This is a genomic window from Chryseobacterium bernardetii (genome assembly GCF_003815975.1).
GTDB classification, from domain to species: domain Bacteria; phylum Bacteroidota; class Bacteroidia; order Flavobacteriales; family Weeksellaceae; genus Chryseobacterium; species Chryseobacterium bernardetii.
This window is the reverse complement of sequence record NZ_CP033932.1, coordinates 1,135,775-1,161,045: the sequence shown is the minus strand read 5'-3', so window position 1 is coordinate 1,161,045 and position 25,271 is coordinate 1,135,775. Positions and strand designations below refer to the sequence as shown.

Annotated in this window: 29 protein-coding genes; 25 read left to right on the top strand and 4 right to left on the bottom strand. The window is 36.5% G+C overall.

The genetic code is table 11. The annotated features are described in order from the left end of the window. The first annotated feature begins 160 nt into the window (after positions 1–160). The 6 genes from rnr to tsaB all read left to right on the top strand — a co-directional run bounded on the left by rnr (position 161) and on the right by tsaB (position 6,217). Positions 161–2,314, top strand: coding sequence for a ribonuclease R (gene rnr, locus EG339_RS05450; RefSeq protein WP_123869218.1), 2,154 nt, complete (start codon positions 161–163; stop codon positions 2,312–2,314). Between the two features lie 261 nt (positions 2,315–2,575). Next, positions 2,576–3,262: a LysE family translocator gene (locus tag EG339_RS05445; protein ID WP_123869217.1), complete on the top strand. Its 687-nt coding sequence runs from the start codon at positions 2,576–2,578 to the stop codon at positions 3,260–3,262. Further along, a complete protein-coding gene (locus EG339_RS05440) occupies positions 3,259–4,188 on the top strand; it encodes a S66 peptidase family protein (RefSeq protein ID WP_123869216.1) in 930 nt (309 codons plus the stop codon). The genes EG339_RS05445 and EG339_RS05440 overlap by 4 nt, the downstream gene beginning before the upstream one ends. A 34-nt stretch (positions 4,189–4,222) precedes the next feature. Continuing rightward, positions 4,223–4,594: a YraN family protein gene (locus EG339_RS05435; RefSeq protein ID WP_123869215.1), complete on the top strand. Its 372-nt coding sequence runs from the start codon at positions 4,223–4,225 to the stop codon at positions 4,592–4,594. A gap of 112 nt (positions 4,595–4,706) precedes the next feature. After that, entirely contained in the window at positions 4,707–5,456 is a 750-nt protein-coding gene (locus EG339_RS05430) for an SDR family NAD(P)-dependent oxidoreductase (protein WP_123869214.1), read from the top strand. Positions 5,457–5,542: 86 nt separating this feature from the next. Continuing rightward, positions 5,543–6,217, top strand: a complete 675-nt coding sequence (tsaB, locus tag EG339_RS05425) for a tRNA (adenosine(37)-N6)-threonylcarbamoyltransferase complex dimerization subunit type 1 TsaB (protein ID WP_123869213.1) — start codon at positions 5,543–5,545, stop codon at positions 6,215–6,217. A 52-nt stretch (positions 6,218–6,269) separates the two neighbouring features. On the opposite strand, the gene porW is transcribed toward tsaB, so the two are convergent. The 4 genes from porW to EG339_RS05405 all read right to left on the bottom strand — a co-directional run bounded on the left by porW (position 6,270) and on the right by EG339_RS05405 (position 10,836). Further along, the gene (gene porW / locus EG339_RS05420) at positions 6,270–8,858 is read right to left on the bottom strand and encodes a type IX secretion system periplasmic lipoprotein PorW/SprE (protein WP_123869212.1); all 2,589 of its coding nucleotides are present in this window, start codon (positions 8,856–8,858) and stop codon (positions 6,270–6,272) included. Positions 8,859–9,003: 145 nt separating this feature from the next. Then, positions 9,004–9,567, bottom strand: coding sequence for a Maf family protein (locus tag EG339_RS05415; RefSeq protein WP_123869211.1), 564 nt, complete (start codon positions 9,565–9,567; stop codon positions 9,004–9,006). 8 nt (positions 9,568–9,575) lie between these two features. Next, positions 9,576–10,094 carry a KdsC family phosphatase gene (locus EG339_RS05410; RefSeq protein ID WP_076352872.1) on the bottom strand — a complete coding sequence of 173 codons (519 nt, stop codon included), beginning with the start codon at positions 10,092–10,094 and terminating at the stop codon, positions 9,576–9,578. After that, on the bottom strand, positions 10,084–10,836 hold the full coding sequence (locus tag EG339_RS05405) for a Rossmann-like and DUF2520 domain-containing protein (RefSeq protein WP_123869210.1): 753 nt from the start codon (positions 10,834–10,836) through the stop codon (positions 10,084–10,086). The genes EG339_RS05410 and EG339_RS05405 overlap by 11 nt, the downstream gene beginning before the upstream one ends. Positions 10,837–11,019: 183 nt before the next feature. Here EG339_RS05405 and EG339_RS05400 point away from each other — a divergent pair, with 183 nt between their 5' ends. The 19 genes from EG339_RS05400 to EG339_RS05310 all read left to right on the top strand — a co-directional run bounded on the left by EG339_RS05400 (position 11,020) and on the right by EG339_RS05310 (position 25,187). Continuing rightward, on the top strand, positions 11,020–11,571 hold the full coding sequence (locus EG339_RS05400; protein ID WP_123869209.1) for an RNA polymerase sigma factor: 552 nt from the start codon (positions 11,020–11,022) through the stop codon (positions 11,569–11,571). A gap of 17 nt (positions 11,572–11,588) precedes the next feature. Then, a complete protein-coding gene (locus tag EG339_RS05395; protein ID WP_123869208.1) occupies positions 11,589–12,137 on the top strand; it encodes a hypothetical protein in 549 nt (182 codons plus the stop codon). A gap of 9 nt (positions 12,138–12,146) precedes the next feature. After that, the gene (locus EG339_RS05390; protein WP_123869207.1) at positions 12,147–12,662 is read left to right on the top strand and encodes a hypothetical protein; all 516 of its coding nucleotides are present in this window, start codon (positions 12,147–12,149) and stop codon (positions 12,660–12,662) included. Between the two features lie 97 nt (positions 12,663–12,759). Continuing rightward, on the top strand, positions 12,760–13,776 hold the full coding sequence (locus tag EG339_RS05385) for a hypothetical protein (protein WP_123869206.1): 1,017 nt from the start codon (positions 12,760–12,762) through the stop codon (positions 13,774–13,776). A gap of 114 nt (positions 13,777–13,890) precedes the next feature. Next, positions 13,891–15,687 (top strand): translation elongation factor 4, encoded by a 1,797-nt coding sequence (lepA, locus tag EG339_RS05380; RefSeq protein WP_123869205.1) that lies wholly within the window; start codon positions 13,891–13,893, stop codon positions 15,685–15,687. 140 nt (positions 15,688–15,827) lie between these two features. Further along, on the top strand, positions 15,828–16,523 hold the full coding sequence (locus EG339_RS05375) for an NUDIX hydrolase (protein WP_123869204.1): 696 nt from the start codon (positions 15,828–15,830) through the stop codon (positions 16,521–16,523). 234 nt (positions 16,524–16,757) lie between these two features. Further along, a complete protein-coding gene (locus EG339_RS05370; RefSeq protein ID WP_123869203.1) occupies positions 16,758–17,300 on the top strand; it encodes an NADAR family protein in 543 nt (180 codons plus the stop codon). 30 nt (positions 17,301–17,330) lie between these two features. Then, entirely contained in the window at positions 17,331–17,876 is a 546-nt protein-coding gene (locus EG339_RS05365; protein WP_123869202.1) for a prolyl hydroxylase family protein, read from the top strand. Between the two features lie 72 nt (positions 17,877–17,948). Beyond that, positions 17,949–18,284: a hypothetical protein gene (locus tag EG339_RS05360; protein WP_123869201.1), complete on the top strand. Its 336-nt coding sequence runs from the start codon at positions 17,949–17,951 to the stop codon at positions 18,282–18,284. A gap of 2 nt (positions 18,285–18,286) precedes the next feature. Further along, positions 18,287–19,141, top strand: a complete 855-nt coding sequence (locus EG339_RS05355; RefSeq protein ID WP_123869200.1) for a hypothetical protein — start codon at positions 18,287–18,289, stop codon at positions 19,139–19,141. A gap of 45 nt (positions 19,142–19,186) precedes the next feature. Beyond that, the gene (locus EG339_RS05350; protein WP_123869199.1) at positions 19,187–20,257 is read left to right on the top strand and encodes an adenylosuccinate synthetase; all 1,071 of its coding nucleotides are present in this window, start codon (positions 19,187–19,189) and stop codon (positions 20,255–20,257) included. 80 nt (positions 20,258–20,337) lie between these two features. Beyond that, on the top strand, positions 20,338–20,814 hold the full coding sequence (locus EG339_RS05345; protein ID WP_123869198.1) for a macro domain-containing protein: 477 nt from the start codon (positions 20,338–20,340) through the stop codon (positions 20,812–20,814). A gap of 6 nt (positions 20,815–20,820) precedes the next feature. Next, complete coding sequence (locus EG339_RS05340; RefSeq protein ID WP_123869197.1) at positions 20,821–21,411, top strand: DUF4291 domain-containing protein; 591 nt, start codon at positions 20,821–20,823, stop codon at positions 21,409–21,411. 10 nt (positions 21,412–21,421) lie between these two features. Next, complete coding sequence (locus tag EG339_RS05335; RefSeq protein WP_123869196.1) at positions 21,422–21,850, top strand: ADP-ribosylation/crystallin J1; 429 nt, start codon at positions 21,422–21,424, stop codon at positions 21,848–21,850. A gap of 52 nt (positions 21,851–21,902) precedes the next feature. Beyond that, positions 21,903–22,589, top strand: coding sequence for a Sir2 family NAD-dependent protein deacetylase (locus tag EG339_RS05330; RefSeq protein WP_123869195.1), 687 nt, complete (start codon positions 21,903–21,905; stop codon positions 22,587–22,589). After that, positions 22,589–23,560, top strand: coding sequence for an ADP-ribosylglycohydrolase family protein (locus EG339_RS05325; protein WP_123869194.1), 972 nt, complete (start codon positions 22,589–22,591; stop codon positions 23,558–23,560). Before EG339_RS05330 ends, EG339_RS05325 begins: the two co-directional genes overlap by 1 nt. After that, a complete protein-coding gene (locus EG339_RS05320) occupies positions 23,532–24,074 on the top strand; it encodes an RNA 2'-phosphotransferase (protein WP_123869193.1) in 543 nt (180 codons plus the stop codon). Before EG339_RS05325 ends, EG339_RS05320 begins: the two co-directional genes overlap by 29 nt. A 78-nt stretch (positions 24,075–24,152) precedes the next feature. Beyond that, positions 24,153–24,899, top strand: coding sequence for a metallophosphoesterase (locus EG339_RS05315; protein WP_123869192.1), 747 nt, complete (start codon positions 24,153–24,155; stop codon positions 24,897–24,899). 30 nt (positions 24,900–24,929) lie between these two features. Then, positions 24,930–25,187, top strand: a complete 258-nt coding sequence (locus tag EG339_RS05310) for a hypothetical protein (RefSeq protein ID WP_123869191.1) — start codon at positions 24,930–24,932, stop codon at positions 25,185–25,187. Positions 25,188–25,271: the final 84 nt, after the last annotated feature.

Sequence of the window (25,271 nt, the reverse complement as noted above, 5' to 3'; positions counted from 1 at the left end):
TTGAAAGTCCTGGTATAGATTTTATAGCTTTGTCTAATAAACCGAATAAATATACAACAGGATTTTGCAATAAAGGCTATTATTTTGAATCCGGAAATTCAGGAATTAATGAATTTTCACTTTCAGTGAGATAGCAGTTAGTAATTTAAAAAAAATTAAAATGCCAAAAAAAAGAAAATATATAAGTCATAAAAATGATTTGAAACTGATGGAAATCGGAAGATTGATCCTTCGTTTCATGAATGCAAATTCATCAAAAATTTATAATTATAAGCAGATTGCTGACGGGATCGATTATAAAAATCCAAGACAGAGAGAACTTGTGATTCAGGCGCTGCATAAACTTCAGGGATCTGAAAAGATCAAAGAAGTAGAAAGAGGAAAGTATATCGTAAACCTGAAAATTGCAGGAACGCTAACTGGGGTTATCGATTTTAACCAGAGTGGAAATGCTTATGTAAATGTAGAAGGATTGGAAGATGATGTCTTCGTTCACGCTAAAAATGTTAAGGATGCCCTGCAGGGAGATAAGGTTCTTATTATAACTTATCATTATAAAGGAAAGAAAGTGGAAGGGTCCGTTTTGGAGGTCTTGGAAAGAAACAGAACAGAGTTCGTGGGGACTTTTCAGAAGGTGGCTCACAAGGATTTCGGGTTTGTGGTTTGTGATAAAAAATCAATCAATACAGATATATTTATTCCAAAGACAAAATTCAATAATGCTCAGGACGGAGATAAGGTAGTTGTAAAGATGACGGAATGGAAACCTGGAGATAAAAATCCTGAAGGAGAAATTATACAGGTATTGGGTGCTCCGGGAGAACATGAAACGGAGATCCACTCTATTCTTGCAGAATATGGTTTACCTTACGAATTTCCACAGGAAGTGGAGCTGGATGCTGATAAAATTGACAGAAGAATTACCGATGAAGAAGTAGCAAAGCGTTGGGATATGCGTAATATCTGTACGTTTACTATTGACCCTAAGGATGCAAAAGATTTTGATGATGCTTTATCGATTAGAAAACTGGAAAACGGAAACTGGGAAATTGGAGTTCATATTGCAGACGTATCCCATTATGTAGTTCCGGGAACCATTCTTGACGATGAAGCATATCAGAGAGCAACTTCAGTATATTTAGTAGACAGGGTTGTTCCGATGTTGCCGGAAGTGTTGAGTAATGATGTATGTTCACTTCGTCCTCATGAAGATAAATATACCTTTTCCGCAGTTTTTGAGCTGAATGATCAGGCAGAAATCCAGAAACAGTGGTTTGGAAGAACGGTGATTCATTCAGACAGAAGATTTACGTATGAGGAAGCTCAGGAGCGTATTGAAACCGGCCAGGGAGATTTGGCCGAAGAAATCAATGCTCTTGACAGATTGGCGAAAATAATGCGTAATGAACGTATCAGAAATGGGGCCATTACTTTTGACAGAAGTGAAGTAAGGTTCAATCTGGATGAAAATAATGAGCCGGTTGGGGTATACTTCAAAATCAGTAAAGATTCCAATCATCTGATTGAAGAATTTATGCTTTTAGCCAATAAAAAAGTATCCGAATTTATCTCGTTAACCAGAAAAGGGGAAATTACCAATAATACATTTATCTACAGGGTTCACGATGATCCGGATCCTGCCAAGTTGGAATCGTTAAGAGATTTTGTGTCTACTTTCGGTTATAAGATGAACTTAGCCAATACCAAGAAAGTTGCAGAATCTTTGAATAAGCTTCTTCATGATGTAAAAGGAAAAGGAGAAGAAAACATGATTGAAACCCTTGCGATGAGAAGTATGAGTAAGGCGGTATATTCTACGGAACCCATAGGCCATTATGGGCTTGGATTTGCTTACTATACCCACTTCACCTCTCCTATCCGACGTTACCCGGATTTGATTGCCCACCGTCTTCTTCAGCATTATCTGGATGGAGGAAAATCCCCAAGCAAACAGGAACTGGAAGAAAAAGCAAAGCACTGCAGTTCTATGGAAAGACTGGCAGCTGATGCAGAAAGAGATTCCATTAAATTCATGCAGGTGAAATTTATGGAAAAACATTTGGGTGAAACTTTCACAGGTGTTATTTCCGGAGTTGCTGAATTTGGATTCTGGGTAGAAATTCCGGAAAACGGAGCTGAAGGTCTTATTAAATTAAGAGATTTAGTGGACGATTCTTATATGTATGATGCAAAAACACATGCCGTATATGGTGTAAGACACGGAAATAAATACCAACTTGGAGATCAGGTTCAGATCAAAGTAGTAAAAGCAAACCTGATCCAAAAACAATTGGATTTTAAGATTGTTGAGTAAAATCAGAAATAAAAAATAATCATAAAAAGAGGGTATTCCGAGACAGGGATACCCTCTTTGTTTTAGCAATTTAAAAATAGTATTTTAAACTACATTTGTTTATCCATACTATTATAATTTCCTTTTCGCAGCTTTCTGCTTCCTCTCGAAAAACTCAGACAAAATAAAGTTGATATATGACATCTTTATTGAATAATTAAATCATAAAGTATAACTTTGTATAAAACGGAATGAAATCTTTTTCATTTTAAAATTGACTAAATGCTTGAACTTGTACTATCTGCCATTATTTTAGGATTCATGTTGAGTCTGGTTTTTATAGGACCTATATTCTTCCTGTTAATAGAGACCAGTTTCTCAAGAGGCCCAAAACATGCCTTATCCTTGGATCTTGGAGTGATTACTGCAGATTTACTGTGTATTGTAGCAGCCTATTATGCCAGCGCAGATATTGTTACCCTCATAGATAAGCATCCGGGGTTCTACAGGATCACTTCTATTCTGATTTTTGTTTACGGGATCGTGATGCTGGTTACAAAAACTAAAATGCATATGCCTGGCGAAGATAAGATCATTAGCCAAAACTATATAAAAACCTTTTTTAATGGTTTTTTCTTTAATCTTTTAAATGTTGGAGTCATCCTTTTCTGGCTGGTAACGGTAATTTCGGTAAGGAATCAATATCCGGACACCAGCAGTTTTATTTTATATATAAGCATTGTCATCGGAACTTACCTTAGTATTGACCTGGCCAAGATATTCCTGGCCAAGCAGTTTCATGACAAGCTTACCCAGAAGCTGGCCAACCAGATCAGAAGAGTTGTAGGTGTGATTCTCATTATTTTCAGTTTCTTTATCTTCCTGCAAAGCTTTAAAAAGTTTAATCAGTTTGACAGACAGCTGGAGGAAGCCGAGAAAAAAGAAGTCAAATATCAACAAAAAAAATGAAAAAAATTATCTTTCCAAAAGCTCTTAAAAAAGGAGCTAAAATAGCTGTTATATCTCCCGCCGGAGCCGTAGATGTTCCTCAACTTGAAAAGGGATTAGATTTAATTAAAAGTAAAGGATTTGAACCTGTTTTGGGTGAACATCTTTACACAAAATTTTCAAACGGATATAATTACGCCGGAACAGAAAAGGAAAGAATAAAAGATATCAACTGGGCTTTAAATGATAAAGAAATTGCTGCTGTCTGGGCTTCCAGAGGTGGTTACGGATGCCAGCACCTGATTCAGCATCTGAAGCTGAAAAACTTTATAGAGAATCCGAAATGGTATATTGGGTACTCAGATAATACTGTGATCCAAAGCTATCTGCTAAAAAAAGGTTTTGCTTCCATTCATGGACAAACCATTAAAACATCCAGTTTCGGAGTTACTGATGAAAGCTATGATCTGATCTTTGATATTTTAAAAGGAAAAGCGCCTAAATACAGCCTAAAATCTCATCCATTAAATAAAAAAGGGAATATTGAAGGTGAATTGGTTGGAGGGAATTTGGCGCTTATTTATGCCCTTCTGGGGACCAAATATTCTTTCGACTTTAAAGACAAGATCTTATTCATAGAAGATATCGGAGAAAACTTCTATGCTCTTGACCGTATGATTATGAGCCTTGAACTTGCTGGAGTTTTTAATAAGATCAAAGGATTTATCGTAGGCGGAATGACTAATATGGGTGACGAAAAAGACAATAAAGATTACGAAGCCAGTTTTGATGCGTTTGCCTATAAACTGATCTCGGAAAGGATTTTAAAATATAAATTCCCTGTAGTATTCGGTTTTCCGAATGGGCATATCAAAGATAACAGACCACTTTTAATGGGTGGAACCGTTAAGGTTAAAGTTGATACTAAAGTTAAGGTTGAGTTTTAAAGTACTACTCTACTTTACTCCTTAAAAAATTGAAATGGCTGATCATAATGACTTTGGAAAGATTGCTGAAGATATAGCTGCTGATTTTCTCCAGAAAAACGGGTATAAAATCCTGACCAGAAACTTCAGATTTCAGAAGGCAGAGATTGATATCATTACCGAAAAAGATGATCTTATCATTATTGTTGAAGTAAAGGCAAGATCTACGGATGTCTTCATGCTGCCCCAGGAAGCGGTTACCAAAACAAAGATCAGATCCATTGTCCTGGCAGCCAACCATTATATGGAAGAATATAACAAGCAGAATGAAGTGAGGTTTGATATCATTTCAGTTTTGCCGGATGAAAATAAAAATCTAGTAATAGATCATATAACCGATGCTTTTCAGGCATTCGATGCAAATTAAAATACAATAATGAATGTATCAATAATAAGAGCTATCAATGTAACAATATATATCAGGTATCGGTAAATTGTTATATTGCTACATTGCACATTCAAAATAAATAATCAGTTTTATGAAAACAATATTAATCACCGGAGCTACTTCCGGTATCGGTAAATCCACTGCAGAGCTGCTGGCTAAACAGGGGAACAGGATTATCATTTGTGGGAGAAGAAGTGAAGTGCTGGAATCTTTAAAAGAAGAATTACTACAATTTACCGAAATATTTAGTTTAAGGTTTGATGTAAGAAATCTGGATGAGGTAGAAACAGCGATCAATTCACTTCCTGAAGAATGGAAAGATATTGATGTTCTGATTAATAATGCCGGTAATGCACATGGGCTTGATCCACTCTCATCAGGAAAGACAGATGACTGGGATTCTATGATTGACGGAAATGTAAAAGGACTTCTTTATGTTTCCAAGATGATTATTCCGGGAATGAAAACTAAAAATTTAGGTCATATTGTAAATATCAGTTCTGTAGCAGCAAGACAAACTTATGCCAATGGAGTGGTATACTGTGCTACCAAAAAAGCAGTAGACGTTATCTCTGAAGGAATGAGATTAGAGCTTACCGAATTTGGAATCAAAGTAACCAATATACAGCCCGGAGCTGTTGAAACGGATTTCTCATTGGTAAGATTCAAAGGAGACAGTGAAAAAGCGGCAACAGTATATTCAGGGTATGAGCCATTGAAAGCTGAAGATATTGCAGATGCCATTGCATACTGTATAAATGCTCCGAAGCATGTTACCATTGCAGATATATGTATTTATCCGAGCGCTCAGGCAGAACCAAGGACAATCTATAAAAAATAGTCTCAAAATAAAGGACTAAATTTGCAGAAAATTTTAAGAGTAATTTTGCATGTATGCAAGGTTGCCTTATAGCTTAAAATAAGAAAATGAAAATTCTATATCTTGAAACATCATCTAAAAACTGTTCGGTAGCCGTATCAGATAATGAAAAGCTGCTGTGCATATGTGAAGAAGTTTCCGAAAACTATAAACAGTCTGAAAGTCTTCATACCTATGTAGAATGGGCATTGGAAGGAGCAGGAATTTCACTGAAGGACATTGAAGCCGTCTCTTTGGGCAAAGGACCTGGTTCTTATACCGGATTAAGGATTGGGGCAGCCTCTGCAAAAGGGTTCTGTTATGGATTGAAAGTTCCGTTTATTGCAGTTAATTCTCTTGAAAGCATGATAGAGCCGTTTTTAAGCCAAAACTATGAACTGATAGTGCCATTGATTGATGCAAGGAGAATGGAGGTTTATACGGCCGTTTATGACGGTTCTACGGGGGAAGAAATCTCTGCAACTGAAGCAAAGGTTTTAGATGAAACTTCTTTTGAAGAATTCAGAGATAAGAAAGTGATCTTTGTAGGAGACGGAGCGAAAAAAGCTAAAGATATTTTAAACCTGCCTAATGCAGAGTTTAGAGAAGATATTTATCCATCTGCACAACATTTGATTAAAAAGACTCTGGAGAAAATAAAAAATAAGGAATTTGAAGATATGGCTTATTTCGAGCCTTTTTATCTTAAGGACTTCCATGGGGTAAAGAAAAAAGGTTCATAAATAATCTGGAAAATATATGAAAAAAGCGAAGAGATCATCTTCGCTTTTTATTTTATTGTTTTTGTGGTCCATCCGGAACATTCTTGTTTCTTAATTTAGGTTTCTCAGGTTTTTGTTGTGGATTATTGTCCATATTACCTGTCGGGATAGACTGTGCCTGCTGATCAGAATTATTGATTTTTAATTTTCCCTGGCTGTTAAGGTTTCCATTAGCTCCATCCGGGATATTTTTGTTTTTATTGGCAGGTGGGGCAGGAGAGACCTGCTCTTGAGGGATAGCATTCCCTTTATTATCCGTAGCCTGGAAGCTGAGGTCACTTTTCAGATAATTCAGCATCTCTTTAGCTCGTATGCCTTCCGGTGTTTTGGAATAGTTTAATGCAATCTGTTCAAGTTGGAGGATCATCACTTCCTTTCCGCTTGCTTTTCCTGTATTAAATGCATTTAAAAGATATAATTTCGGCACTAATGCATCTTTCGGATACTTCTGGATTGTTTGATCAATAACTTCTTTACTTTCTGTAAATTTCTCAGATTCATACAGGGCGTAGGCTCGCTTATATTCATTTTCAACTTCCTCTGTTGATTTTACAAATGAATTGTTTTTAGGATTTCTTGCAAATTCAGCGTAAGAAGTATAAGGATAATCAGCTAACAGGATTTGTTTTGCCCTTTCAGCTGCCTGTGGAGTTTTTTCATAATTCATGGCGAAAATCTCATACAATGCCTGCAGCATTACTTTTTCTTCCGGTTTTACATCTACAAGATCATACAAAGTTTTGGTAGCCAGTGGAGTATTGGTAAAATAATTCTGATACATAATACCAAGTCCCAAAGATGCAGTATCTCTATCCTTTTTAAGCTGTGCCAGTTTTTCCTGGTTTGTTGGAATCTGTTCAATGTAATAAGCCGGTTCAAAACGTCTCGGATTAGGAGCGGCAGTTACCCCAAGAGCTTCACTTTTCATATCTTCAATAGAAGCCATTTTCTTGGAAAAACGCCAGTTATCGGAAAGGGCTCTCTCTCCCCATACCTGCTTAAATGAAGAAGTTCCTTTACTTACTGTTCCGGTATTGTTGAAGTAAAAACCTTTTGTAGTGACTCCAAAATCTTCAAAAGAATTAGAATTATTATTAGCAAAAATAGAATTTGCATTATAATCCCCGGTGTCAAAACCTTTGTTTCGTTCTGCGCGTTTTCTTTCCTGTTCCTCTTTCTCTTCTTTAATCTTTAATTTGGCAATATATTTTGAGAAGAAATCAGTTCTTTGGGCATTATCCATCTTAGCCAAAGAAAGAATACTGTCATTCTTTTTGATCAGATAATAGTTCTTAGAGATCTTTTTGATGTAAGCAGACTGATCCTTTAATAGGATTTTTGAAGGCTCATAGGTCATTACGGCAAGAGCAGAATCATAATAAATTCCGGCGCCAATATAATCGTTCTTTTCAAGATAGCTTTTCCCTATTTCATAATACGCCAAACCACGGATTTGAGGGTCAGAAACCTTTTCAAATAAAGATTTTCTGAAGAACTGCTGCGCTTCATCGTGTTTTCCTGCTTTATTGGCCATTAGCCCTAAAGCATAGTAAAATTCATTTTTTCTGGAGCCATAAGTTCCTTTTTTACTGATCCCTTCCAGATAGTGTTTAGCACCATTATAATCTCCCTTACCATTGAATGTTTTAGCAATGGCAATCTGAGATTTTACTTCAAATTCAAAATCATTGGAATATTTGTAGGCAGCCGTATAGCTTTCTCTTGCCCTATCATTTTGTCCAAGATTTTCAAGAACCTGACCTCTTAAATAGGCAATTCTGCTCTTGAGTTTTCTGTTTGAATTTAAATCATAAGCCACATCAAGTTCTTTGGCTGCATCTTCTTTTTTTCCTGCATCCAAAAGAGATTCTGCGTAATAAATGCTTAAAAGCTTGGCGTAAGTCTTATTGATTCCGTCACTCTTTAGCTTGGCAAAAGTCTCATGAGCCCTGTGGTAGTCTTTGATTTTATCATAAGCCACCCCTTGGTAAATTCTTGCCAGTGGAATCCTTTTATCATCCTTCATATGAGTGAAGACATAGTTGAGAGCATCCAGTGCTTCCAACGGCTTATTTCTATAGATTCTGGATTGCGCAAGGATAATATAGGCATCAAAAATCTGTTTGTTTTTTTCTTCTCCGTTTCTGGTAACAGAATATTTGTTAATTGCCTTTAATGCTTTTGCTTCAGCAATTTCCAGGGTTGTTGCACCTTTGTTTGCAGCTGCTTCATCAGGATTGGCAGAATCATTTACAGGAGCGCCTGGCATATTCGGAATTCCGGAGTTTCTTCCGGATGGTCTGTTCACAACCTCTGCCATTTTCATGGAATTCTCTGCAAAAGCTGTTGATTGTCCCAAATCACTTCCTAAAGGCTGTTCTTCGAATGTTAGAATTGGAATATAAGGAGCATAAAAATTATCCTTATGGCCCTTATCTCTGGCTGTAAATTCGCTGTTTAATGCATCTTTGGCATTAAAAAGGGTGTTGTAATATGTGGAGAATCCTTTCAGGAGTTTGGAACGCTGCTCTGGCTTCTTTGTTTTGGTAGCACAAGAAGCAATGAGGCAAATCACTAAAAGGAACAATATATTCTTTTTCATTATTCAATATAACTCGCTAATCTGCTTTTTATTATCAGCAGTTTGATGATTTTGTAAAAATAATAAAATTTTATAATGAATAATATTTATATTTCTTCCGGAAATATTTTATTTCATCTTTGTGAGGTCACTGCCGATATGATTTTTAAATAAAGGAGATTTCTCTTAAAATTTTGTAAACAAGATGGGTTGGAAGCCCCATAATGGTATAAAAACTACCTGTCAGGCTTTTGATCTTGGCCATTCCCAGCCATTCCTGGATTCCATAGCTTCCTGCTTTATCAAAAGGTTTGTAATTTTGAATATAATATTGGATCTCCTCATCAGTGATCTCGTTAAACGTAACATCAGCAACATCAGTTTCCGTAAAAATCTTATCTGCAGTCTTAATGGTAATTCCTGTGTAGACCTGATGTGTTCTTCCTGAAAGGCTTCTAAGCATATTGCAGGCATCGGTTTCATCAGTGGGTTTACCCAGAATCTTTTGATCTATGGCCACAACAGTATCTGCTGTTAGCAAGACTTCATCAGCAGTAAGATTTCTGAAAGCATCTGCTTTTAGTTCAGCCAGATAAGCTGCTGCATTTTCTATTTTAATATGCTCAGGAATAATTTCCTCGCAGTCAATTTTTACCACTTCAAATTCAAAACCGAGGCTGGAAAGCAACTCTTTTCTTCTTGGTGATTGGGACGCTAAAAATAATTTCATAAATGCAGTTATACAGATTGGGTATTATCATCATGCCAGTTCCCCTGAACTTTCATTACCTGTTCAATAACATCACGTACAGCTCCGCTCCCGCCTTTTTTCGGAGAAATATAATCAGAAACTCCTTTTACTTCAGGAACCGCATTTTCAGGGCATGCTGCAATCGCAGAACTTTCCATGATATGAATGTCCGGAAGATCATCTCCCATGGTCAGAATTTCCTCATTCTTAAGGTTGTATTTCTTTTTAAAATCTTCAAAATCCTCAATTTTATTATGAGACTTCGGATAATAATCCTGAATACCAAGATAATTGATTCTGTGTTTTACCATTTCATCGTTCCCTCCCGTAATAACTCCTATTAAATAATTGTTTTTTAAGGCTTTAACTACTGCATAGCCATCCAGTACATTCATTACCCTGCACATATTTCCTCCAGGCATCAGATAAACACTTCCATCTGTAAAAACACCGTCTACATCAAATACAAAGGCCTTGATATCCTTTAATTTCTCTTTATAACTCATACATTTTTTGAATAGAATGATTCATTGTCTTATAAATGTTAAGACTTTCTACGTTTTGTAATAATTGCTCATGTAATTCCAACACCCTAAGATCATTTCTTACTGCCGGCCCCGTTTGAGCTATTTTAGGCTCTATCTCATGGATTTTCTGAACCGTTTCATCAATTAACGGTAAAAAATAACTGAATGGAATGTCCTGTGAGTCTGATATCTCTTTAGCTCTTGAAAAAAGGTGATTCACAAAATTGCAGGCAAAAACTGCTGTCAGGTGAATATACTTTCTTTTTTCATGAGTGCTTTCCATTACATTTTTTGAAATTCTGGAAGCAAGCCCAAAAAGGGTTTTTGTATCCTCCTCATTCTCAGCCTCAATGAAAAACGGAATCTTTTCGTATTCCAGTTCTTTGGATTTTGAAAAGGTCTGTAACGGATAAAAACTGGCCTTTCTGTATTCCCCGTTCAAGGTTTCCTTTGGAAGTGAACCTGAAGTATGGGCAACCAGACAGTTCTTTTTGTCAATCATTTTTGAGACCTCTCCTACAGAATTGTCACTTACACAGATGATATAAAGATCTGCATCTATCAGATGTTCCGTAGAATAAGGAATACTAAGTTCTTCAGAAATATTACTCAATTCTTTTTCGTTCCGCCCAAAGATCTGAGCAAGAGGAATGCCCTTTAAACCAAAGGCCTTTGCCATATGGTAAGCCACATTTCCGGAACCGATAATTACAATTTGCATCTAACAAATATAAGATTTTAAGCTGAGCCGGGAAAGGAAGAAAAGGTGCAGAAACTCTAAACTTAAATACAGGCACGTTTATTGCGTAACTGTCTCATATTATTTTTAATATTTAAACTGAAAATTGAGTATTTAATTTAACTTTCAGTTATTTTTGTAATCCAAAACAGTGAAAGGCATCTTATGAAGATTAAGGACGCGGAAATTATTTCGTTGATGCAGAATCCACGAACACAGAATGAAGGTGTTCGTGCCTTGATGGATGCCTATCAAAGCAGATTGTACTGGCACATTAGAAGAATTATTGTGGACGGAGATCTTGCCCAGGATACTTTGCAGGAAACTTTTATTAAAGCTTATCAGAATTTTCATCAGTTTAAAAACGATAGCCAGCTGTATACCTGGCTGTATAGAATTGCAACCAATGAAGCATTGCAGCAGGTTAATAAACTGAAGAAAATGCAGAAAACAGATGAAGATCCCGAGTATCACATGCAGAATCTTGTAGCCGATAATGTGGAAGGAGATGCTGAAGAAATACAGATTTTATTGCAGAACGCTATACAAAGCCTGCCGGAAAAGCAGAAGCTGGTATTTATGATGCGGTATTATGATGATTTGCCCTATGAAGAAATCTCTAAAATTGTAGATATGTCCGTAGGAACTTTGAAAACAAATTATCATTATGCCAAACAGAAAATAGAAGATTATATTAAAGAAAATTACGAAAGATAATTTTTGAGAAAACAAAGATGAAAGAGTTCGACATAGAAAAACTAGAACGTAAAAACATTTACACAGTCCCTGAAAATTTGTTCGAAAATATTCAGGAGAGGGTTATGAATGATATAAAGCCGGAGCAAAAAGTACCAGCACCGGTCTTTAAGTTAAACTGGATGTATGCCGCTGCCGCGTCACTCGCTTTGATCTTTGGAGTAACTTTTATTATTAATTCCAATAATGATTCGGTTGATAAAAACCTGAATTCAAAAGAGGCATATGTTCTTCATAAAGGAGAACCAGCAAGTGAAGCAGAGATTGCTTATGAAACATTAAAAAATGATTTAACTTCTGTTGAAAATAATAATCAAACAGTTGGAAATCAGAAAAATAATACTTCTTTCGCTGCGAAAAGTGAGGGAGCAAATGAAAAAGAAACTGTTTCACAAAAAATGGTGAAGCCTGTAACCAAAAAAGAGGAAACACGGATGAATGAATATCTGGACTCATTCTCTAATTCTGAAATTGCAGAATTGGCGAGCAACTCTACCCAGGATGTTTATTTAGACTTATATAATTAATAAAGAAAGATGAAAAAGATACTATTGACGTTTTTTATTATTTATGGTTTGGGTCTTGGCTTAAATGCTCAAAGAACCGATTATGACTGGAAAAAGATGGATCCTAAACAAAGAAAGGAAGTCATCAATAATCTTTCTCCTGAAGAAAGAAAGGAACTTCTTAAAAAATTCAGGAATAATATGATCATGGATAATCTGAATGTGGATCCGGGAGATAAGGCAGAGTTTACTCAGCTTTATAACGAGTATCTTGACAGTCAGAAACAGATAAAAAGTCAGTTTGATCCAGGCTTTAACCCTGAAACATTATCAGATGAAGAAGCTAAAGCTAAATTACAGCAAAGCTTTGAAATAGGGCAGAAGCTTTTGGATAACAGAAAAAAATATGCAGAGAAAATGCAGCAGGTAATTCCCTGCCAGAAAGTTCTGAAGCTGTTTCAATCTGAGGGAATGATGAGAGATAAAATGAACGAAAGAAAACCTCACGGAAACAATAATGCTCCGGGACCTAAACAAAACCCATAATAGTTTATTTTTTTAATGTTGGACGGCTCTTACAAATCTTTTTTGTGAGAGCCGTTTAATTTTGCCTTTAAATCTGTACTTTTGCCTGAAATTATTCATGAAAAAAGTATTTTTCTTCTTAATGATAGCGGTTTCATTATCCGCACAGAAAACAGAAGTAGTAGAACTGAAGCAAAGTATTAAAGACCGAAAAGGAAACACAAAAGCAATAACAGTTATTGACAACAGAGCAGATAAAGAAATAGGAAATATACCTTTTTGTAAAGAAACCTTTACTCTTAAATTTGCCAATGATGATTTGAAAAGTTATATTGAAGATTGGTTTTCAAAGGATAACAAAGCAAAAGGTAATAATGATATTGTTTTAATGCTGGAAGATTTAAAGGCTTATAATGAAAATCCGGAAGAGAAAACTTCCATGACAAAAATTAAGTTTAAGTTTTCAAGTTTTATCAAAAGAAACAATAAATATTACTTTCTTAACCGTACTCAAAACGTTATCACCTCCGATTCTAATTTCCCTAAATATATAGCAAGCCAGATATCCAATGTTGTAACCGGAATAATCAAGGAATCTTATGTGAGTGTACCTTTAAGAAGCGCAATGTCTGAAGAAGACTTAACGAATTACGAAAAATATGTTACCGGGAATTCTCCGCTTTTTGGCGGCACGGAATTAAAAGATGGAGTTTATAAAGATTTCAGATCATTTTATGAGCAGAAGCCTGAACCTAATTATGTTACGGATAAAAATAAAAAAGGAAGAGTAACCCATATTAAAGATATTAATGCAGATGTAAACAACGAGATCATTGGTAATGAAGAGGTATTTGGATATATAGAAAATGGTAAAGCTTACAGATCTACCCCGGCAGGATATTTAGAAATGATAAGAGATGAGAAAGGCTTTTATGTTGTTGCCACTAAAGCAGAGCTTTTTCCAGCCAATAATGGAAATGGAGAGATGATTGGAGCCATGGCAGGAGGAATGATTGGAGCATTAATTGGTGCAGCCATTGACTCCGGGTCTAATAGAAGAGGTAAAAATGTTGATACTTCAGATATACCAAATGTATATATGGATTCATTAACCGGAAAATATATTTTTGAATAAGACACTCTTTGTCTTTAGATTTTACCGGTTATTTTAAATAAATTGATACAATAAGATGATGAAAGACAATAATCTCTCTCTTTTTTTTATCTTTGCAAATTACAAGATTCTTAAATGAAAAACATACGAAATTTTTGCATAATCGCCCATATCGACCACGGTAAAAGTACCCTGGCAGACCGTCTTCTGGAGTATACAAACACTGTTACGCAAAGAGAACTGCAGTCTCAGACGCTTGATGATATGGATTTGGAAAAGGAACGTGGGATTACGATTAAGTCTCACGCAATCCAGATGGATTATGAATATAAAGGAGAAAAATATATTCTAAACCTGATTGATACACCGGGACACGTTGACTTCTCTTATGAAGTTTCCCGGTCTATTGCTGCCTGTGAGGGAGCGCTTCTAATTGTTGATGCTGCTCAGAGTATTCAGGCACAAACAATTAGTAACCTGTATTTAGCATTGGAAAATGATTTAACAATCATTCCGATTTTGAATAAAATTGACCTTCCATCTGCCAATCCTGAAGAAGTAACTGACGAGATCATGAATCTTATCGGATGTGAATATGAAGATGTATTAAGGGTTTCCGGAAAAACAGGAGAAGGAGTTCACCATTTACTGGAGCAAATTGTTGAGAGAATTCCTGCACCGGTAGGAGATCCTGAAGGACCGCTTCAGGCCTTGATCTTTGACTCTGTTTACAACCCGTTCAGAGGAATTGAAGCTTATTTCAAAGTAGTAAACGGCAGCATCACGAAAAATGAAAAGATCAAATTTTTTGCTACAGGAAAAGAATACGGAGCAGATGAGGTGGGTACGCTTAAACTGAAGCAGGTTCCAAAGAAAACAATTGAGTGTGGTGATGTAGGATATCTGGTTTCCGGGATCAAAGATGCCCGTGAAGTAAAAGTAGGTGATACCATCACTTCTTTTGAGAAGCCGGCTGCAGCTCCTATTGATGGATTTGAAGAGGTAAAGCCAATGGTATTTGCCGGTATTTATCCAATTGATTCTGAAGATTTTGAAGAATTAAGATTTTCTTTGGAGAAATTAAGACTGAATGATGCTTCTTTGGTTTTCGAACCGGAAAGTTCTGCTGCCCTTGGTTTTGGATTCCGCTGCGGGTTCTTAGGAATGCTTCACATGGAAATCGTACAGGAACGTCTGGACAGAGAGTTCAATATGAACGTTATCACCACAGTACCGAACGTATCTTATTTTGGATATACTAAAAAGGAACCGGAAGTTCCTATTATGATCAATAACCCATCTGAAATGATGGATCCTTCCACAATGGATAGAGTTGAAGAACCTTATATTAAGGCTTCTATCATTACAAAATCAGACTTTGTAGGAGCTGTAATGACTTTATGTATTGAGAAAAGAGGAGAAATTGTTAACCAGAGTTATTTAACATCAGAAAGAGTTGAATTAATCTTCAATATGCCTCTTGCTGAAGTTGTATTTGACTTCTATGACAGATTAAAATCAATCTCAAAAGGGTATGCATCATTCGATTACCACCCAATCGGATTCAGAGCTTCCAAACTTGTAAAAATGGATATCCTGATTAATGGTGATATGGTAGATGCTCTTTCATCTTTGATCCACGACAGTAATGCTTACCACATTGGTAAGAAGATGTGTGAAAAGCTACGTGAGCTGATCCCGAGACAGCAGTTTGATATTGCTGTTCAGGCAGCATTGGGGACAAAAGTTATTGCTAGAGAAACCATTAAAGCCTTAAGAAAAGACGTTACCGCAAAATGTTACGGTGGGGATATTTCCAGAAAGCGTAAGCTATTGGAAAAGCAGAAAGAAGGTAAGAAGAAAATGAAGCAGATCGGAAGGGTAGAAGTGCCACAGTCTGCGTTTATGGCTGTATTAAAGCTTAATGACTAATTTAAAATAGAAACCGTTTCAATTAAGAAGCGGTTTTTTATTTTAATAGCTAGAAAATGTTGGGTAAACAAAATATAAGATTATAAGCATATAATAATATTTATTCATAATTTTGTGTATTCGTAACGCAAATTAATTTTATGGAGTCTCCAAAAAAATTACAGGATATCAAAGTAGCGGTAGATGCCGTTATTTTTGGGTATTTCGATAAAAAAGACCTTCAAATCCTTTTAATCAAAAGAAATATTGAACCTTTTAAAGGCGGCTGGGCTCTTCCGGGAGGGCTTGTTTTAGATGATGAAAATCTGGATGATGCCGTAAAAAGAGAACTTTATGAAGAAGCAGGTATAAAGCCTGATTTTTTAGAACAACTCTATACATTTGGTAATGTTGGCCGCGATCCTAGAAATAGGGTGGTTTCTGTAGCATATCTGGGGCTTGTAAACCCTTCTTATCATGAACTGTTTGCAGATTCCGATGCAGATGATGCCCAATGGTTCAGTGTAAACCAGCTTCCCTCTTTAGCTTTCGACCACAAAAATATTATTGATATTGCCTTGAAAAGGCTTCGTACAAAAATTCAATATCAGCCTATTGGCTTTAATCTCCTTAACGAAGAATTCCCTTTTTCAGACCTTGAAAATCTTTATAAAACGATTGTAGGGCAGGAAATAGACCGCAGAAACTTCCGTAAAAAAATCATGAGCTATGGATTGCTTAATGAAACCAATAATGTTAAAAAAGAGGGAAGCGGAAGACCCGGAAAACTCTTTACCTTCAATCAGGAAAAGTATAAGGAACTCGAAGAACAGGGGTTCTATTTCGAAATCAAATAGTTTTTAACCACAAATCACACATTTAAGAAGATATAGTAAGAAGTTATATTCAATAGAGACGGACTAAGGTCCGTCTTTTTTATATTTAAGAATTCCATTGTGTCATTAATATTTTATAATAGATAATTTTTTATTCTGATAATCAGTGTTTTATATTTATTAGTGTAAAAATAACGCAAATAAATTTGGTGTATAAAATGATATTGTATTACATTTGTGTAGAAATAACGCAATATGAAATACACCATACAAAATATTAAAGACAGATTTCAGAAAAAACAAAAGATAAAGTTTTTATTTTTCTGGGGACATACTGTGAAGGATGAGATTACCAAGTCATGTTTCAGCCAATGGTTTACAGGAAAGTTTGAAGAAAACGGGATTGTTTACAAAACAGCAGAACACTATATGATGGCCGGTAAAGCGAGATTATTCAATGATGCTGAAATTTTAGAAAAAATCTTACAGGCATCCACTCCTAATCAGGTGAAAGCTTTGGGAAGGAAAGTTAAAAATTTTGATCCGAACGTTTGGAATGAACACAAATATGAAATTGTAAAACAAGGAAACCTTTTAAAGTTCTCCCAAAACAATAAATATAAAGATTTTCTTTTATCAACAGGCGATAAAATCCTGGTAGAAGCCAGCCCTTATGACACTGTTTGGGGGATCGGAATGCTGGAGACAGATCCAAGAGCAGAAAATCCTTTATTATGGAATGGAGAAAACCTTTTAGGATTTGCTTTAATGGAAGTCCGGGATGAATTGAGAGGATAAAAACACAATAACCAACACAAAATATTGATCATGGAAAAAATAGAACTGCATCCACAGGTATTTCTGATTGAAGATTTCCTGTCAGAAGCTGAATGTGATGATTACATTGCCTTATCGGAAGGGAAAACCTTTGAGGAAGCAAAAATAAATGTGGGTGGACGGCAGATGATGAGTAAAGGAATCCGGAACAATGACAGGCTGATGATTTTCGATAATAAAATGGCTGAAAATCTTTTTAGAAAAGCCTCTGAATTTCTTCCTCAGGAACATGAGAACTGCAACCTTTTAAACTTTAATGAAATGTTCAGAGTATACAAATATTCCCCGGGACAGCAGTTTAAAATGCACCGGGATGGAAGCTATATCAGAAATGAAAAGGAAAAAAGTTTCTATACATTTTTAATTTATCTGAATGATGATTTTGAAGGCGGAGAAACAGAATTTGAAAACCTTTTCACAGTAGCTCCTAAAAAAGGTACTGCACTAGTTTTTTATCATCCTTTAAGACACGAAGGAAAAACACTGATTAGCGGATTAAAATATGTTTTAAGAACCGATGTAATGTATTCCTGTTAAAATGAATGCAGGAATGATGTATAACTATGCTCTTTTTAATTAGCGTAATAATAACACAAAAAATGCTCAGATATGGAAGATGAATTGAAACCAAGATTTGTCGAATCATTACAAAGAAACAATGATCAAATCAGAGAAGATCGTGCGCAAACGATTGGAGAAGATTCAGAACTGATCTACAGACGTAAGGTAGAAGACATCGAGTTGAAAATAAAAAGACTTGAGCGTGAGCAGGAAGGACTTATTGATATTAGCCCTTTGGACAGAAACAGTTTGACTTTTGCGGATTTTAATCCCGAAGCATTCGTTCAGAAAGACATGGAATTATCATTAACAATCAGAAATCTGAATATTCAGTTAGAAATTACCAGAAAGAGATTTGAATATTTATTTGGAAAAAAATATTAATCATGGGAAGTACAAGATACGATATAGACGCTCGTTATGACAGAGCTAGTAAAGCAGGTTACGGAACAAAATCCGCAAGTGAAATTTTCACACAGAATGCCAAAAGACAGGCACACCCGTCAATGATTCCAAACGGAATTTCCTTCAGGGAATCCAGAGATTCTGAAGTACATCCTAATTCAGTTCCTATTATTCTGGGATTGGATGTTACCGGAAGTATGGGCCATATACCTTACGAACTTATAAGAGAAGGCTTGCCAAAACTGATGGGTGGCATTATCCAGGGTGGAGTTCCTGATCCTGCATTGCTTTTCCTGGGAATAGGAGATCATGAATGTGACAGCTATCCGCTTCAGGTAGGGCAGTTTGAGTCGGGAGATGAAGAACTGGATATGTGGCTTACCCGTACTTATATTGAATCCGGCGGTGGCGGAAATGCTGGTGAAAGCTATCTTTTAGCATGGTATTTTGCAGCATTTCATACCAGAACGGATGCCTTTGAAAAAAGAAATCAGAAAGGCATATTGTTTACTGTTGGAGACGAACCTTGCCTGAAAGTACTTCCGGCATCGGCCATCAGGGAAATAATGGGCTCAGGGCAACAAACCTATACTCATTATGAGCTGTTGGAAGAAGCTCAAAAAAGATACGAGGTATATCACATCAGTGTTTTACATTCCGATCAGGCGGTAAGGGCAGACAGAGGCTGGAAAGAGCTGTTGGGGCAGAATTGCATATCAATAGAAGACCACAGAGACATTCCGGAGGTTATCAAAAGGATTATCTGTGAAAAGTTTAAAGATAAAACCTTTGGAACACCAAACCTGAGTGGATTAGACAACATACCAATGCTTTAAATTACAGATTTGCCGATAGAGCAATAATTTTAAATAATGTCAGACATGAAAAAGGCGCAAATAGTTATAGGATTAGGTTTCGGAGATGAAGGAAAAGGAATTACTACAGATTTTCTGGCTCAGCAAAACCCTGAGTCTGTAGTGATCCGGTTTTCTGGAGGGCAACAGGCTGCTCATACCGTTATGATGGATGGAAGGAAACATATTCATTCCAGCTTTGCAAGCGGAGCTCTTCGCGGATTACCGTCTTATTTTACGGAACATTGTACTATTCATCCTCAATTTCTGTTCAATGAAAGAGAAGAATTAACAGCAAAAAATGGAAGTACAGAGCTTCACATTCATCCTTTAGCCAAGGTAACCACGCCTTTTGATGTCTGGCAAAACAGGAACAATTCGAAGAACCTGGAACACGGAACCTGCGGAAAAGGAGTAGGCGCCACTATGAAAAGAAATGAAAGCCCTTACAAACTATTCGCCATTGATCTTATTGCACCAAAAGAAATGTTGACAGAAAAACTGAAAGGAATTGCTTATTACTACGGCTTTATGGATGAAGATGAGATTAATGAACAGATCAATCCTTTTTTAAAAGTTATTGCTGAAATAGATTGGAAGATTGATGATTACAGTTATCTGAATTCATATGAAAACCTTATTTTTGAAGGCAGTCAGGGCATTTTGCTCGATATGGATCATGGTGTTTTTCCGAATGTAACCTATGCTCATACCACATCAAAAAACGCTTACGATATCTGTAATAAACTTCATATTGAAGACATTGAAATGTATTACGTGACCAGATGCTATGCAACCCGCCACGGAAATGGCTGGATGAGCAAAGAAAAAGAGCTGACGCTGAAAAACAATGAAGAGGAAACCTGTACTTTTAATGAATATCAAAAAGATTTGAGGTATGGTGATTTGGATTATAAACTGCTGAATTATGCCTTAAAACTGGATGGAGCCTATGTAAATCCAACAAAAAAGAATTTAGTGGTAACCTGTTTAGATCAAATGGATGAGGAATTTGAGTTTGATAAGCTGGAAATGAAATTTGATACCCTTTTCGGATCTTTTTCTCCTTATTCAAAAGATTTTAAAAGACTGATTTAATACTGAATACAGAGGTTTTAATCTTATATTTAAGGGAAGGATAAATGATGAGGCAAACAATGGAATTTGGAAAAGAAACAATGAAAACGATACACTATTTAAAAGGAGATGCTACAGTTCCACAGGCAAAAGGAATAAAAATCATTGCTCATATCTGCAATGATCTTGGAGGCTGGGGAAAAGGCTTTGTACTGGCCGTTTCCAAAAGGTGGAAAGAACCGGAAAAAGAATACAGGAACTGGCACCGTTTCAGAAACGAAAATAATTTTGGGCTTGGAGAAATCCAGATCGTACAGGTAGAACAATACATGTATGTAGCCAATATGATCGGCCAGAAAGGAATGAAAACAGGAAGGAACGGAGTTCCAGTTCGATATGAAGCTATTGAAAAATGCCTGGAAACATTAGCCAAAGAAGCGCTGGAAATCAATGCAAGCATTCATATGCCAAGAATTGGCTGCGGGCTGGCTGGCGGAAAATGGGAACAGATAGAACCCATCATAGAAAGAACCTTACTGAACAAGAATATTGAGGTGTATGTCTATGATTTTGATTAATAAGCGATGAAAGAATTTGAAATAAGAGCAGATTATACCCGTGATACGATTGTTGTCTATCAGGCTTACAATAAAGCCATTGCAAAGGCTGCAGTAGAAAACCAAAAGTTCAGTGCTCCTTTTTCATTCAGCAGGATGACGTGGATTAAGCCTTCTTTCCTATGGATGATGGAACGAAGCAATTACGGACAGAAATCAAATCAAGAATATACCCTTGCGATCCATATTAAGAGGGAAGCATGGGAAAAAGCACTGGAGTTAGCAATTTTAACCTCGCCTGAAAAAAGAGTGTATCCCAATCCAAAAACCTGGGAACAAGAGTTTGAAAATGCCAAAGTATATGTACAGTGGGATCCTGAAAGGAATATCAAGGGAAACAAGCTGGAATATCGTTCCATTCAGGTGGGTATCAGCCGCTATCTGATAGAAGAATTTAATGAAGACTGGATTGTCAAAATAGAAGATTATTCACCCCTGGTAAAAAAGATTTTAACCCTTACCAAACAGGGAGAATATGATAAAGCAAAAAAACTGCTGCCCATAGAGAAAATATATCCTTTACCTCGTGAGATTGCTCGCAGGATTGGATCAAATTAAGATGAATAACATGAAAACAACAAGATTGTACAGACCGGTAGGAGAAAAGGAAATGGTTCTTATCATTGAAAACGGATATAAAAAATTTCCGCCAAGACTGGAATGGCAGCCCATCTTTTATCCGGTACTGGATGAAAACTATGCCTCAGAAATAGCTGAGAAATGGAATACCAGGGATGACTTTGGAAATTATCTTGGTTTTGTTACCCGGTTTGATGTTTTAGAGGAAGTAGCTCATCAATATCCGGCACAGAATGTAGGCGCCAGAAATCATAATGAACTCTGGGTTCCTTCGGAAGAGCTGGATGCATTCAATCAGGCCATTGTTGGTAATATAGAAGTTATCAAAGTATTTGTAGGAAACGACTTTAAAGGGTCTTCAAATAAAGAAATAGAAACCCTGGTGAATGCTTTAAAAATAACTACCACAAATCCATAGGATGGTAAAAAACATTAGTGGTCAAAACAATGTACACACAAAATTTAAACCAATGAAAAAACTAACCATATTAAGCGGAGCAGGAATCAGTGCTGAAAGCGGAATACAAACCTTCAGAGACGGAGACGGTCTTTGGGAAAACCATAATGTAACAGACGTGGCCAGCCCCGAAGGCTGGAGAAAAGACAGAGCTTTGGTATTGGAGTTTTACAACCAGAGAAGACGTCAGCTGCATGAAGTACAACCTAATGAAGCCCACAAACTAGCGGCAGAGCTGGAAAAATATTTTGATGTTCAGATTATTACCCAAAATATTGATGATCTTCATGAAAGAGCCGGTTCTACTAAGATCCTTCATATTCATGGAGAATTGTTTAAATCATGTTCCAGTAACAATAAAAGACTGGTTTATGAACAAAAAGGAGATATCAATATTGGCGATAAAGCTGAAGATGGAGCTCAGTTAAGACCATTTATCGTTTGGTTTGGGGAAGACGTTCCTTTATATCAGGAAGCAAGAGAAATGGTAAAAGATTCAGATATTTTACTGGTAATAGGAACCTCATTACAGGTTTATCCTGCGGCCGGATTAATTCATGATATTAAAGATGATTGTCTTTTGATTGTAATCAATCCTAATGAAACAGGTTTTGGCTACGGACAAAGAGCGGTAGTGATGAAAGAAACAGCAACACAGGGAATGAAACTTTTATTTGATAAACTGGTCAACCTAGCCTGATGGAAAATAAAGTAAAAGCAGGAATTATGGGGGTGTGCATTGGCGATGCCTTCGGAGTTCCTGTAGAGTTTAAAGATAGAGATTATTTAAAGCGATTTCCTGTAACTAAAATGCTGGAATATATGTCCTGGAATCAGCCCAAGGGAACCTGGAGTGACGATAGCTCTCTTACGCTTTGTCTTGCAGAAGAACTTACAAAAGGTTATGATCTGGAAAAAGTCGGACAAAGCTTTGTACAATGGGTGAAATATGGCCATTGGACTGCCCATGGAAGTCTTTTTGATATCGGAGGAACCACAAGACACTCCATCGCAAGAATAATCAAAGGAGAAAGTGCAAGGTTTTCAGGAAATGTTTTTGAAGAAGATAATGGGAATGGTTCTTTAATGAGAATTCTTCCCTTAGCTTTTTATCTTGAAAATGAAGAGGACATTCAGAAGCTATATCAGACTGTAAAGGAAGTTTCAGCCATTACCCATGGCCATTTCAGATCTGTTTTTGCCTGTTTCATCTATGTTATTTTTGCCATTCAATTGCTTAAAGGGAAGAACAAAAGAGAAGCATATGAACAAACACGAAATATCACTTTAAAATATGCTGAAGAGCAAGGTTTTAACCCAAAAGAAATGGAACTTTTTAATAGGATCTTAAAAAATGATATTTCCGGATATGCTGAAGATGAAATAAGAGGAAGCGGCTATGTTCTCCATAGCCTGGAAGCCTCTTTATGGTGCTTTTTAAACTCAGAAAGTTATTCAGAAGCTGTATTGAGAGCGGTAAATCTGGGTGAAGATACAGATACCACAGGAGCCATAACAGGAGGATTGGCCGGAATTTATTATGGTTATGAAAATATTCCTAAGGAATGGATTGGCGAGCTGGTGAGAAAGGATGATATTGAAAAATTATGTGAAAAACTATATTTAATTAAAACACAAAACAATGAACGAAATAGAAACCAAAAGAATTAGTAAATTTTTAAGCCTTATTCTGCGGCACCAACCTGAAACTATCGGTCTTAAGCTGGATGAAAATGGATGGGCAGATGTAGAAGAATTGAGAGAAAGATCAGCGAAAAAGAAAGTATATTTTTCTCTGGAAGAATTAGATGAGGTGGTTGAAACCAATAATAAAAAGAGATTTGCCTTCAATGAAGATAAAACAAAGATCAGAGCCAGTCAGGGGCATTCTATCAATATAGATTTAGCCCTGGAAGCATTACAGCCTCCCGATTTCTTGTATCACGGAACTGCAGAAGCCAATATTTCTTCCATTTTAGAAAAAGGAATTGAAAAAAGAAGTCGTCAGCATGTACACTTAAGTGCTGATAGAGAGACTGCTACAAAGGTTGGAATGAGACATGGTAAACCGATAATTCTGACCATCAGAACCGGAAAAATGTATGAAGACGGAATTGCTTTCTACCTTTCTGCCAACGGAGTCTGGCTCACAGAATTTGTAGACCCGAAATACATTTCAAAGTGATAAAAAAACAACAGTGTTAAACTAAAAAGCCATTATTTTAAAGATAATGGCTTATCTTTTCATCAACGAAAGTAGACTATGAGCAGAACATTAGTTATAGGTGATATTCACGGGGGATGTAAGGCACTAAATCAGGTACTTGAAAGAGCCGGGGTTACCCCGGATGACAGATTGGTTTTTCTTGGAGATTATGTGGACGGCTGGAGCGAATCTTCCCTGGTTATTCAGACCTTGATAGAACTTTCCGAAAATCACCAATGTATTTTCATCAAAGGGAATCATGATGTTTGGTGTGAAGATTGGCTGACCCGTGGAGAAGGGCCTGGAGTCTGGCTTTCCAATGGAGGAAAAAGTACGGTAGATAGTTATGAAAACTATTCTCAGGAAGATCAGGAAATCCATCTTGAATTTTTTCAGCGTATGAAAAGCTATCATGTTGACGATCAGAACCGGTTGTTTATTCATGCCGGATATTCTTCCATGCATGGCCCGGAAAAAGAAGTATATTCCAGCAATTACCGTTGGGACAGAACCCTTTGGGAAACAGCTGTAGCCATGGATAAAAAACTAGCCAAAAACTCTTTACTATACCCCAAAAGACTGCTTCTTTACAAAGAAATATTCATCGGTCACACACCAACGCTGTATATCGGAAGTAAAACCCCTGTCAACAAAGCCAATATCTGGAATATGGATACCGGGGCAGCCTTTACAGGAGCCTTATCCATCATGGATATTGATACCAATGAATTCTGGCAAAGTGATCCGCTTCCATCCTTATACCCTACAGAAAAAGGACGGAATGGTGATATGCTGAACAGATAATATATATTCATAACACAAAAAAATCTTCCAATGAAGAAGAACATTTACGAATCATTAACGGATGAAGAACTCATTAAAAAAGGAAATACAATTAAAGGAGTTTCTATAGGTTTCGGAGTTATTTTTTTACTAGGAATCATAGCCTTTATTGTCCTTCTGGTGATGAAAGGAGCTAAAGGCTTTCCCTTTGCTGCATTCACTCCATTTATAGTTATGCCGGTAACGATGACGCCTTTACTTATTAACCTGAATCTGGTGAATAGAGAAATCAAATCAAGGAATCTTTAATTTATGATTGTAAAGAAAGCAGAAAAATAATAGAATGATCTTTATATTGTTTTCCCGGCAGGATCTTATTGACTAATTTTAAAT